Origin of the sequence: Parabacteroides sp. AM58-2XD (genome assembly GCF_003463685.1) — a bacterium.
Taxonomy (GTDB): domain Bacteria; phylum Bacteroidota; class Bacteroidia; order Bacteroidales; family Tannerellaceae; genus Parabacteroides; species Parabacteroides segnis.
Genome location: NZ_QSDP01000008.1, coordinates 17,068 through 29,860 on the forward strand (window position 1 = coordinate 17,068; position 12,793 = coordinate 29,860).

A 12,793-nucleotide genomic window follows, 5' to 3' on the forward strand; every position below is an offset into this window, starting at 1 on the left:
ATTATTCTTCGCCATATTCGAGTTTGATCAAACCGAACAAGGCGTAATTAATCATATCCATATAATTGGCATCTACACCTTCCGATACGATCGTCTTGCCACCATGGCTTTCTATCTGTTTGGTACGGTAGATCTTCATCAGGATCAGATCGGTATAGGAACTGATACGCATGCTGCGCCAGGCTTCATCGTAATCATGGTTCTTGGCATACATCAACTCTTTGGTTTCCGTTATGTACTTATCGTACAATGCCAACGCTTCCTCATTCGTCATATCGGTCGTATCCGAAAAACCTTTTGCCAACTGGATCAATCCGATCACTCCGTAATTAACGATCGCAACAAACTCCGGACGTATCCCTTCGTCCACCATGCTCACCCCTTTTATCTCGAGGCTGCGGATACGGTTTGCCTTAATAAATATCTGGTCGGTCACAGACAGGGGACGCATAATCCGCCAGGAGGGACCGTAATCTTTCAACTTCTTTTCGAACAACTCCCGGCATTGGGAGATCACTTTCTCGAATTGCTCTTTCGTATCAGCCATATACTAAATATATTATGCCGCAAAGATAGTAAAAAAACAACAAAGGCACAGATGAAGTTTCCATCTGCGCCTTGCCTTTATCTTAAAAATAACTTATTTACAGCGGATGGAACGACCCAGTTTCAAAACAGTAGTCTTGGATATACCATTCATTTCGCACAACTTGCCAACTGTTGTTCCGTATTTAGCAGCCAGAGCACCCAAGGTATCACCACTCTTAATGCGGTGGTAAACAGGTGTTGCTTCCTGATCAGCACTGACATTTCCAGTCAGAGAGGCAACCGGAGTGGCAGCTTCTACAGTTGTAGTCTTAACCGCTTTCGCTACAGTTTGCGTATTTGTCTTTTGGGTTGCAGATTTAGCTGCTACAGTCGCTTCTTTTCCGGCACTACAACGGATTGACTGGCCTAAACGAAGCATAGAAGTACTCTTGATACCATTCAAACGGCAAAGCTCATTGACTGTCGTGCCATACATGCGGGCAATCTTACCCAGTGTATCACCCGATTTCACACGGTGATAAACCATCTGGTCGCTTGAAGAAGTATAAATATTACTCTTACGCCCGTTAATCTTTATATTATGGAATACATAAACATCCTGATGAGGAACTGAGTTTTCGAAATCAATAATGTCGGCCGGATTAATAGCCTGTCCCAGGAAGCGGGTTTCGAAATGAAGATGAGAACCGGTAGAACGTCCGGTGTTTCCTCCTAATGCGATCGGATCGCCTGCACGAACAATGTCGTTTACATCAACAAGTGATTTGGATAGGTGACCGTAAACTGTTTCAAGTCCGTTCGGATGACGAACCACCAGATAATTTCCATATCCGCGACGTTCGAAATTACGGATACGAACCTTTCCGTCAAAAGCAGCACGAATCGTATCGCCCACCTGAACCTTCAGGTCTATTCCTTTATGCATACGACGACGACGGGGACCATATTTAGAGGTAACGCGCGTCATTGTATCAATAGGAAGAATAAATGTTGAACAATCTATAGCGCAGGAATCAGGCATTTCAACCTTAGCTCCTCCACGGAAAGGATCAACCCAACGGGTGTCCCAGTTTGATCCGTATAATTCATCTGCAGGAAACAGTAGGGCTTCATTGGCTGCAAGAGATTCATCAACTCTCGCATTGATCTCTGCCAGTTCTTTCAAACCCATATCTTTACGGATGGTAACGCGGTCAGCCATCAGTTCGGATACGCGTTTATCCATTTTTACTATATGTATAGTTTCTTTTGGAGTATCTGTCCCTGTTTGTTTCTGAGCTGATACAGCCGAAACCATAAAGGAAGTACAACAAATAAAAAGTAGTGCTCTTATTTTCATTTTTATCATTTTTCGAAATGGAATCCAGAAGTAAAATAAGCTGTGAAACAGACCCTATTTTTTACAAATCGACCAAAGTTCGTTATTTTGAGCAAGTTGACAAAATTCAATCCGGAAAAATTTCCGCAATGAAAGTGAACAAATTCAAAACTACGCACTATTCTTTCTGAAACACAAACACTTACACAAAAACATGTTTCACAACATATTAGCTAATCATACTCCAGTTTATCTTCCGGGTAAAGAGTGTTTTTAACCTTTCGTTCAAAATCCGGTTGGGTTCGGACAGTAATTCGGGGTCTTTGTCCAAGACTTCCTGTGCGATATCCCGCGCATATTGCAATATCTGCCCGTCAGCAGCCAGGTTCGCAATCTTCAGGTCAAGCCCTTCCCCACTTTGCTGGGTTCCTTCCAGATCTCCATGTCCGCGAAGGTGCAGGTCCGCTTCTGCAATCTCAAAACCGTTATTACTGTTTACCATTATCTCCAGACGCTTACGGGTATCGTTGCTCAGCTTATAAGAAGAGACCAGGATACAATAGGATTGTTCCGCACCACGTCCTACCCTGCCGCGCAACTGGTGTAATTGTGACAGACCGAAACGTTCGGCACTTTCAATCACCATCACAGAGGCATTCGGAACATTCACCCCTACCTCGATAACAGTTGTTGCCATCAATATCTGCGCTTCGCCGGTAATAAATTTCTGCATTTCGGTTTCCTTGTCCGCCGCTTTCATTTTCCCATGCACCATGCAAACTTTATATTCGGGAAACACCTCTTTAAATGTTTCGAAACCGTCTTCCAGATTTTTATAGTCCAGCTTCTCACTTCCTTCAATCAGCGGGTAAACAACATACACCTGGCGCCCCAACTGGATTTCCTTACGCAGAAAATCATATAACTGGGCTTTTTTATTATCGTAACGGTGCACCGTCTGGATAGGCTTGCGACCGGGAGGTAACTCATCAATAACGGAAACGTCCAGATCACCATACAAGGTCATGGCAAGTGTCCGAGGAATAGGAGTAGCCGTCATCACCAATACGTGAGGGACAACTGCATTCTTTTTCCAGAGGCGTGAACGTTGTTCCACACCGAAACGATGTTGTTCGTCAATAATAGCCAACCCGAGTGAAGAGAATACCACAGTTTCTTCAATCAGGGCATGCGTTCCTATCACGATCTGTATTTCACCGCTGGCAATGGCCGGAAGTATTTTATTACGCTCCTTCTTTTTCGTCGATCCGGTCAATAAGGCAACACGAATGTCCATATCTTTCAGGAATTCCATCACAGTAGCATAATGCTGGGTTGCCAGTATTTCCGTCGGCGCCATCATGCAGGCCTGACAATGGTTATCGACAGCCAGCAGCATGGAGAGTAAAGCAACCAACGTCTTTCCGCTTCCCACATCTCCCTGCAACAGACGGTTCATCTGCCGCCCGCTCCCCATATCGGCACGGATCTCCTTCACCACCCGTTTTTGTGCACCGGTCAGTTCAAACGGAAGATAATCTTTATAGAATGTATTAAAGTAATTCCCGACAGTGGGAATACGATTCCTTTCAGCTTCAACTTCCGCAGACTGGCTGTACGGAGGATATTCAACTGTATAAAAAACAGTTCGTCGAACTTCAAGCGCAACTGTGCCTGTCTCAGCTTCTCCGTCGACTCCGGAAAATGGACATTACGGATCGCTTCCTTCAACGGCATCATCCGGATACGCGACAGGACATCTGCCGGAAGTGTTTCAGGCAATATCCAGTTCAAAGAACTCAGTAATGTATATTGCAGATTCTGTATCGCCCTCGAATTAAGGAACGACTTTTTCATTTTTTCCGATGTATTATAGAAAGGTGTCAGGCCGGCTGCCACCTGGTCTGCCTGATCCATCGGATCGATATCGGGATGGGGAATATTATAAATATGTCCGAACTCGGTCGGTTTGCCGAAAACAATATAGTCTGTCCCCGTTTTGTATTTATCGGTCACATAATTAAGACCTTTGAACCAGACCAGATCGATCGTCCCGGTGCCATCGGTAAATTTAGCCACCAATCGCCGGGTTCGCCCTTCCCCCACCGTGTCATAATACAGAATACGTCCTTTCAGTTGGATATAAGGCATATTTCCCGTTATTTCGGAAACCTTATAAAACCGGCTACGGTCGATATATTTATACGGGAAATAAAACAACAAATCCTCATACGAAGATATTCCGGCCTCTTTCCGTAATATCTCCGCTTTCTTCGGGCCTACACCCGGCAGATACATAAGGGATCGTTTGTCTAAATCAAGCATAGCTGTCTATTTCTGTCTATATAATTCACAAAACATAATCGTCATCGCCTTTATCTTCAAACTCATCAATCCATTCCTTCAATTTTCTTTGTAGTAAGCTTTTATTCGGAAGATATAGCGCATATTCCGTTGCATAAATATTTGCATTCTCTGGTAGAGTGAGTTTGACTAAAGCATCATTTTTCTCCTGACAAAGCAAAATACCAATCGTCGGTTTCTCAAAATCCATCTTTACATAACGATCAAAGAAATTGACATACATCTGCATTTGTCCTAAATCCTGATGTGTTAATTTATCAACTTTCAAGTCTATGAGAACATAGCATTGTAACAATCGATTATAAAAAACCAAATCAACAAAGAAATGTTGCTCGTTAAAAGTAAAACGCTTCTGACGCGCTTCAAATAAAAAACCTTTTCCTAACTCCAATAGAAAGTCTTGCAATTTTCCTATGATCGCATTTTCAAGCTTACTCTCACTATAAGCAGCATCTATTCTCAACCCCAAAAATTCCAAAGTCAATGGATTCTTTATTATATCAGATGATTTCTCTAATGTCTGCCCTTCTATTGCCAAACGCATTACCTCGTTCTTGTTTCGGCTTAATGCTAATCGTTCATATAAACTTGATCCAATTTGTCTACTTAATTGTCGTACACTCCAATTCTGTTTGCCGCATTCTATTTCATAAAAATTTCGTTCTTCAGGATTTTCTATCCGCATAAGAACAAGATAATGTGACCAGCTAAGAGTAAACTGGACGGTCTGCCCTGATAAAATCTCCGTTTCAATTGGCTCAACACTGTTGAGCTTATTAGAATAAGTTACATAAAACTGTCTGATTCTCTTCAAATTCGGGTAAGAATATCCATTGCCAAATTGTTGCGAAAGCCTATTTGACAATTCTTTCAATGTAGCTTTACCATACTCCGCACGAGAAGCTCCCTGCTGTTCTTCTTCCACAATATAGCGTCCTATTTCATAGTTTGTATACACCATAGCCACATTTATAGCTGTAGCTAGTTGTCTACGAGTCGACTCTATCAACATAGAGATTTTATCATATAAAACCTCTATTGTTTGCGAATTTGACATCTCTGAATCTTTCATATTTCTTTACGGATTTTTCAATAGTACAGCATCGGTCTGAATCGAACATAGCTGTCTATTTGGACAGCGAATTTATCATTTTTATGGGCATTATGCAAATAAGAAAACAGAGTATCTCACATTTTCAGTAAGATACTCTGCTTTTTTATAATTTGAATTTGTATCCGACAGATACTCCAAACAGGAACTCCTGTTCATTTATACAATTCTGGAAGCAGTTAACGCCGACAAAGACTCTTTTCATTTCAACACCGACTTCTGCCGTAGCACCTACCTGAACTTCCGGCCCCGTACCAAAATAAACGCCTCCATTCAGACGAAGATTTGCCTTTTCCTTCAATGGAATGTGGAATGATGCATAAACCGGGATATTAAAATCAATATCCCATGTATCCGAATTGCCGATTGCCGACCTATTTGCCGTATGCAACAACACCCCGGTCTGAATTGAAAATAATGTTGATTGCGGAAAGTTTATATAGGCTCCCGCATGAAGCCCCCATACATCTCCACCCATTATACCGGTACGTGCCTCTATATCAGCGGCCTGTACACAATTAAAAACAGAGAACAATGCAATAACAATTAATACCAGTGTCTTTTTCATCATATATTCATTTATTTACAAAGTGTAAACGGGATAAATACAGATATATTACAATCGGAAATTTGTCCCTTCCTGAACTTCTCGGTATCTATCGTATTTGTAAAGCCTAACCGGTAGTTCACAGAGATATCGATCTTATTATTGATATTATAACCGACTTTCCATAAAAGCGGAATATCAAACTTCTTCCCGTCGGAAGCCACATACCAGGTAGGCTCCAGTCCTAGACCTGCATATAAGCCTTTCACGATCTTATAATTAACGGAAGAAGACAAGGCGAGTGAAAGATTCGCATCGTTCGCCTCAACACGACCTGCATCAGACCTGACATCTTTCGATTTAAACATTTTGGCATTAACCAGCGGATCAATATCATAGAACCACCGGGTATGTTTCTTGTCTTCAATACGGAAACGATAGCCCAGCTGTAAATTAAACTTGTAATCTTCAAAGAGTTTTGTCCCCTTAGCTACTTTTTCAATAATATCGGGATTCTTCATATTGGGAGCTACATTTCTGTCAAATCCCAAACCACCCCCTACCAGTAAACCTGTTCTCAACTGTGCATGGCTACTCATAGCCACCAAAAGAAAAAGAAATAATAAATGCTTTTTCATACGCCACATTATTTAATTAATAAATAAACACAATCAACATCTCGCAAATATCACTACAAATATTCCTTCGTTTGCAAAACTAAGAATAAGTTTTAAACTTATCGATTAATCACACAGAAAAAGCACATACACATTAAGAAAATAAAGAGATATAGATTTTTCTGTCAAAAGTAAGAAAGTGTGTCAAAAGTCACGATCCTGTCATCCCGGGCTTGACCCAGGATCGCATACTAAGCGCAATAATCAGTGTAGTATGAGTTGGCGGATCAAGTCCGCCATGACAAAACAGACTTTTGGCACCTCCTTTGATATAAAACAGATTTCTCTTACAAAGAGAATTTATAACCAACAGAAATACTGGCTGTTCTGTTTTTCATCTTATGAGTTGAAGTTTTATAACTTGGAGTATCAAAACCAGACCATACTTTCTTTAGTCCCAGATCATAAGCAAAAGAAATGACAAAATCAGATATTTCACCAGACAGTCCAAAACGCAGTCCGGAGTCAAAACGATCAAATGCTTTGATTTCCGTATCTACAAATCCTTCTTTTTTAAAGTCTTTAAATGGATTATCCCAGGTTTCAGCGGGGCGAGTACTTCCACTTTCATCTGAAACAATAATATCAAGATCACCAGAACCAACTACACCACAGGCAAAGTATGTTCCAATAGAAGGCACCAAATGTACCTTTTCCATTAAAGGAATCCGATAACCGACCATTAAAGGAATCTCAAGATACCCCAAATGGATATTAGCATGCCTTAATACAGACGAATAATTATATCGATCCCATAATCCGGAAGCACCTTTACTCGAATAAGATAATCCGGATTGTAGCATAACTCCATTCTTAAACAAATAGTCGACAGAAACTCCTCCTGTAACATCTACGTTATGTGAATTGGCAATAATAGCCAAAGAAGAAACATTCATTCCAATTTCTGCCCCCAAACGAAATTGAGCACTCATTTTTGCTGCACTAAAAAGAATTAGTACAAGCATGATGTAAAATTTTGTTTTCATACAATTTCAGTATACTGAATTAATCATTCTCCAGAATGTACATTGTCATGCTCATCACATACTTTTTTAGCACAATTACCAGCATTATGGTCTTCATCCATACCATATTTTCCATTCGCATAATTGTAACCGAGACCTTCCGGATTTGTACCTCCGGTTATTGCCTTATAATGTATGCAAGCTGCATGTTGGACAGGTTTCGTATAATTCCTAACACTTAAACCTAAATTATACACAAATGTGTGATTATCAGATACATCAGCCTCATCCAACCCGGGATGAGAAAGTTCAAAGTCACCAATCGATTTTAATGTTTGATCCTCATTAACAGTTAAAGGTATGTTTTTAAATACACATTCTATTTGCTCCACGGCATACGATGTTGAATAATGCTTCCAACTTCCCTTTTTCCTTTTTCCATCAACAAAAATATGGAATTGTATACAAGCCTCATTTGTCCCCTGAGTATCAGTTAACACTACATTTCTAAGTAACGAACATGATGTAATTACCATCTTTGTATAGTCTGCTTTTTTATAACTATATTCTTTATATCCAATAACATCGGTTACTTCTCTTGCATTCCCAGTCATTACATAAGAAATTCTTGGAGACATAGAACGTTCTTTCCCTATAGAATAAACAGAAGTCTCATCTACTACATTTTTCACATCTCCTAAGTAAAACACACCATCTTTATTTGTAATACACTGATAAGTCTTTGATTTAATAACCGGCTTAACAAGACTGTCTGTATCCAAATAAATATATTCAGCATACTTATTTAATAATTGATCGAATTTATCAAAATCCTCATCGTTATATGCTTCTTCTACCTCATTAACGAATTTATTCACATAGGATCGATAAGACACAAATCCCATTGTCTTTTCCCAATTATTTAACTCCTGATCTGTTAACTTAATAAGCGAGTCAGTTACAGCAAAATAATCTTTTGTACTTCTAAAACAAAGCGAACCATCTCCTTGAACATAGCAAGGGACATCTACTGATGATTTAGTCTGTGGAGCATCACCACTATTATCAACTTCTTCTAAAACGCTATTTTCTCCACAAGAAAATAATGCACATGAAAACAAACATGTACCAATAAACATAATTAACTTATTCATAAAATGTAATTTATATAATTAATAATACAATAATAATTCTATTCTATAGAAAAATTTCCCCATAGTTTATACTCATCACTAAGAACAATAATGATATAGGTTCCTTTTTTCAAATCCAACTCCAAAGGAATGGTTCTACTATATCCTTCAATAGAAGAGTCAAAAACTATATTTCCTGCAACATCTTCTATTACTATATCCAATGTCTTTAACTCGTCTGAAATTCCCAACTCTAATACCTGCCCATCAATATAGGCTTCGATCGGAGGCATTAAAGAACGACGTCTATCATTTAAATAGATCTTCTCCCTTTTTGCAAAACCTGCAATTGTTACGCAGAGCAACATCGCAACTAACAAACATCTTTTCATTTCTTTTGTGTTTTATAATCTATGGCAAAAGTAGAGAGATAAAACTAGGACACAAGACCTTTAAGCGGCAAACACATGTACAGGCCACTTTACCGCGACAAGCGTATAACGAATTGATTATCAATAAACAAAGACCCTCTGTACATACAACAATATATGTACAGAGGGTCTTTCACCTATCTTAAAGAGATCTCTAAAGCGCAGCAATCAACTCTTCCAATGTTGTTTGTGTATTTTCAAATTTCCCCTTTTTACGGATCCGATAACGCCTGCGATCGACCGAAGTAGATGTATATCCAGAAAGATTGCCAATTGCTGGTTGTCCAACCCTAACTTCAACAAACAACAAAAATGCCTTTCCTCCTCTGTCAACCCAGGGAGTTGCTGTTCCAATCCATCCATGAAAAACGGATAAGTTATTTTTAATGATCCGTACAACGACAACCAGTCCTCATTCGTCAACGGATTCTTTTTAGCCTCCTCTACCGAACAAGCATTCTGCATGATCTTTTTATATGTTTCCGTATTTTCCAATATACCCTCTCGAATGCTCAAGACTTGTTTGCTTAAGCCTTGCACCTTCAACTCTTTTTCTTGCATTTTTTTAACAAATTCCTCTTGTTCCTTTTTCAATTTTTCATTTGCCTTATCTAATCTTTTCTTATAAATATCAACAACAAAATTCCCCCAATAATATTTCGAGAATACTTTAATTCCAAAATAGTATTCCGATTCAATACCTCTGCATACTCATATCGCTTTTCCACCTTCAACAAGTCCATTTGCGATTGCAATTCAGCTACAGAATCAGCAATATGGTTAAAACGCTCATAATAATCTAAAGCCAAACTATAATTACCCAATTCTTTTTCCAACATATACGATTGATACAATATACCACCGGTCAAAGGGCGCTTAGCCGTTTTATGCAAAACAGTCTTCTCTATATACGCACGAGCTTTATCATATTCACCCATATTCGTATATAAAGCAGCCAATGACAAATAAGTCGGTGCACTACCCGCCTCATCATAAGCAATCGATTGAAATAAAAATTTTTCTGCCAATGCATAGTTTTTCATTTTTTCATAATTAATTCCCAATCGATTCGTCAAAGAACTTAACACTAACGAATCACCCAGGAGTAAAGCCAACCGATACGCTTTCTGATGATATTCCAAAGCCTCGTCATATTCTTCTTTCAATAGATGTATCCATCCTATATCCCGAATCGAATAAATATAATTCACACTATCATTCCCTTTCAGGTAACATTCCCCACTTAGCTGATGGCAATATTTCGCTTCTTCGTAATTGTCATCAAAATCATGTAACTGAGCCATCTTATTATACAATTTCCCCACCAGCCGATAGTTTTTTGCTCTTTTCGCCAACTCTACCGCGCTCAGATAGGATTTCATCGCCCATTCATAATCGGTCTCTCCCTCGTAAGCCATCCCCAGATACAGTAAGCTATTCATCTTATCTTCCGGAGAACCATGCTTTTCGTAATAATCATTTGCTCGCTCCATTTGCGGCACGAACGGCATGTCTTCACCCAACTGTTCGGATAAACCGGCAGAAACCATGCAGAAATGAGCAAAGACCTTATCACTCAACACCTCCGGATTGGTAATACTTTCCAACAAGGCAAAAGCACTATCCGGCTGTTCAGTCCGAATCAATTCTTCCGCCTCCTTTATCTTTAAATTAATTTCATTGTTACTTTTACAGGAAAAGAACAAACAGAAAAGGATAAATAGTAATATGGCGTTTTTCATATCAATACTTGTGTGTTATTCGAACTGCAATATCCGAATTAAATATTTAATGCACAAATTAACAGCAAGTATATTCAAAATAAAAACACCAATCAGAATTTCCCTATTATCAAAAAGACATCCTTTTTACCTAACCAATATCAGAATAATGCATTTTGCACAAATTTCATATCCGCCATTTTTCACAAAACGGACAAAATAGAATGGAAATAAATACACTATTTAACATATAATTAGCCAATATCAATTCAAACTATTCACTTAAAACAAATTTCAACTCCGTTTAAAGCAAAATTTTTTTCGTTTTAAATGAAGTTGAACTCCGTTTAAAACGAGTTTTTTATTGATTGCAGTCGAAAAAAGCGCTTTAGAGCATTCTTTTTCATGCACAAATACATGTTAAAAAACAGTTTTTCTTTCCAGAAAGAGCAATAATACATACAAAATTCAAACAGCAAATTCACACAGATAATACCATTCACCCTACCAATCCCTACATATGCGTCACAAACAAAATCATAAAGACACCCACACCAAGTAAATATAAAAATAATGATATTCACTTATAACGAATAAAACGAGTAAAAATTCATGTCCCCTATAAAGCCCCCATACAACTCACTGATAAGAGACCTTATTTTACATTTTGATAATTCTTCTATCCCCATTTACCCCCTTGTTGACAAGTCTTGACGCCAGCTCCATTAAGGGTAAACATTTAGACATACTATCAAAAAGTCAATTCAAGCCAGCGGGACAGAAATACATCATATACCTGGTACCATAAATCACGAACATCTTCCTCCCGGTAAATCATTTCCTTTTCCAGCAAAGCATCGAGTGCTCGTTTGGAATTAGCAGGTGTTCCTATCTTATATTTCTGTATGAATGTCTTAGACTGAGGCTGATACACTTTTCCTTCTTTGGCGATCGCAATCAAAAGTTGCCATTGCACAGGACTTAACAACTGACGGTATTGAACATAAGTGGCTTGCTGAGATAATAAAAGATTACTGCAAACCTGCTTGACATCTTCCAAACGGATATTTTTTAACGGTAAAGCATACGTGTTATTACAAATAACCTGTGTGTAATAAGTATGTAGCCTCGTCCATTCGAGAATGAAACCGATCGCTTCGTCATCTATTTTTTTCCCACCCTCTTCAAACTTATTTTTTATAAAAGTATAATATGCATCCTGCGAAATAGGATTCAAATACATCATTTGTGTACTTGAAAAAAACGGGCGCTTGGCACTATTAAATATTTCTGCCATCATATGTTTGTTACTTCCACTAAAAATAAATCGTGTCTTCTGCAGGTTCTGTATCCGTGAACGAAGTAATGCTTCTGTATTTACCTCCGGATAATTAGCAACTTGCTGAAACTCGTCAATTGCGACTACTGCCTGCTGAGCTTCGTTTTCCAAGAACTGAAATATACCGGTAAGTGTCTTTTCTGTAGTTTTCATCTCAGTAAACCCAAAACTAACTTCTGGTGCCCCAGTCAAAGGGTCATACGAAATGACCGGATGAAATCCCTTCAACAAATCAAGAAAACGCTTTCCGAAACTTTTGTGTTCCGGAATTTGTTGCAAAATGGCTTGTGACAGATTTTCCGTAAATTCTTTCAAATTCTGTGTAGGATATATGTCTACATATATACAATGACAAGTGTTATCAACTCTCAAATCCTCAAACAAACGATGTATTAACGACGATTTTCCCAATCTTCGCAGAGAGATAAGCGTCGTATTTATATTATTTTCGACCTGTTTTTTTAAAGTCATTAATTCATATTCCCGATCACAGAAAAATGATTTACCGATATAACCTGTTATTGGAAAAGGATTTACACTACTAAAAGCCATATTGCATAAGTTTTATTAATTACAAATATACACTTTTTTATCATACATTTTGTATGATACATTTTGTATGATACTTTTTATTAACA

Annotated in this window: 11 protein-coding genes and 1 pseudogene; all 12 read right to left on the reverse strand. The window is 38.5% G+C overall.

Annotated elements, in window-relative coordinates; genetic code table 11:
• Position 1 precedes the first annotated feature (1 nt).
• The 12 genes and pseudogenes from DXA15_RS03160 to DXA15_RS03210 all read right to left on the reverse strand — a co-directional run bounded on the left by DXA15_RS03160 (position 2) and on the right by DXA15_RS03210 (position 12,707).
• Positions 2-547: a DUF1599 domain-containing protein gene (locus DXA15_RS03160; protein ID WP_007655754.1), complete on the reverse strand. Its 546-nt coding sequence runs from the start codon at positions 545-547 to the stop codon at positions 2-4.
• Positions 548-640: 93 nt separating this feature from the next.
• A complete protein-coding gene (locus tag DXA15_RS03165) occupies positions 641-1,888 on the reverse strand; it encodes a M23 family metallopeptidase (protein WP_128133107.1) in 1,248 nt (415 codons plus the stop codon).
• A 208-nt stretch (positions 1,889-2,096) separates the two neighbouring features.
• Positions 2,097-4,192, reverse strand: a pseudogene (recG, locus tag DXA15_RS03170) (ATP-dependent DNA helicase RecG).
• Positions 4,193-4,217: 25 nt separating this feature from the next.
• Positions 4,218-5,303, reverse strand: coding sequence for a YhcG family protein (locus tag DXA15_RS03175; protein WP_046145615.1), 1,086 nt, complete (start codon positions 5,301-5,303; stop codon positions 4,218-4,220).
• 145 nt (positions 5,304-5,448) lie between these two features.
• Complete coding sequence (locus tag DXA15_RS03180; RefSeq protein ID WP_229061025.1) at positions 5,449-5,913, reverse strand: hypothetical protein; 465 nt, start codon at positions 5,911-5,913, stop codon at positions 5,449-5,451.
• Between the two features lie 8 nt (positions 5,914-5,921).
• Positions 5,922-6,527 carry an outer membrane beta-barrel protein gene (locus DXA15_RS03185; RefSeq protein WP_052716663.1) on the reverse strand — a complete coding sequence of 202 codons (606 nt, stop codon included), beginning with the start codon at positions 6,525-6,527 and terminating at the stop codon, positions 5,922-5,924.
• 326 nt (positions 6,528-6,853) lie between these two features.
• A complete protein-coding gene (locus DXA15_RS03190) occupies positions 6,854-7,552 on the reverse strand; it encodes a porin family protein (protein WP_082150348.1) in 699 nt (232 codons plus the stop codon).
• A gap of 23 nt (positions 7,553-7,575) precedes the next feature.
• Positions 7,576-8,685: a DUF4848 domain-containing protein gene (locus tag DXA15_RS03195; RefSeq protein WP_128133108.1), complete on the reverse strand. Its 1,110-nt coding sequence runs from the start codon at positions 8,683-8,685 to the stop codon at positions 7,576-7,578.
• 38 nt (positions 8,686-8,723) lie between these two features.
• A complete protein-coding gene (locus DXA15_RS03200) occupies positions 8,724-9,056 on the reverse strand; it encodes a DUF3244 domain-containing protein (RefSeq protein WP_082150349.1) in 333 nt (110 codons plus the stop codon).
• Positions 9,057-9,263: 207 nt separating this feature from the next.
• The gene (locus tag DXA15_RS25875; RefSeq protein ID WP_233566760.1) at positions 9,264-9,656 is read right to left on the reverse strand and encodes a hypothetical protein; all 393 of its coding nucleotides are present in this window, start codon (positions 9,654-9,656) and stop codon (positions 9,264-9,266) included.
• A 50-nt stretch (positions 9,657-9,706) separates the two neighbouring features.
• Positions 9,707-10,837: a lipopolysaccharide assembly protein LapB gene (locus DXA15_RS03205; protein WP_233566761.1), complete on the reverse strand. Its 1,131-nt coding sequence runs from the start codon at positions 10,835-10,837 to the stop codon at positions 9,707-9,709.
• Between the two features lie 730 nt (positions 10,838-11,567).
• Entirely contained in the window at positions 11,568-12,707 is a 1,140-nt protein-coding gene (locus tag DXA15_RS03210) for an ATP-binding protein (protein WP_007655762.1), read from the reverse strand.
• Between the last annotated feature and the right edge of the window lie 86 nt (positions 12,708-12,793).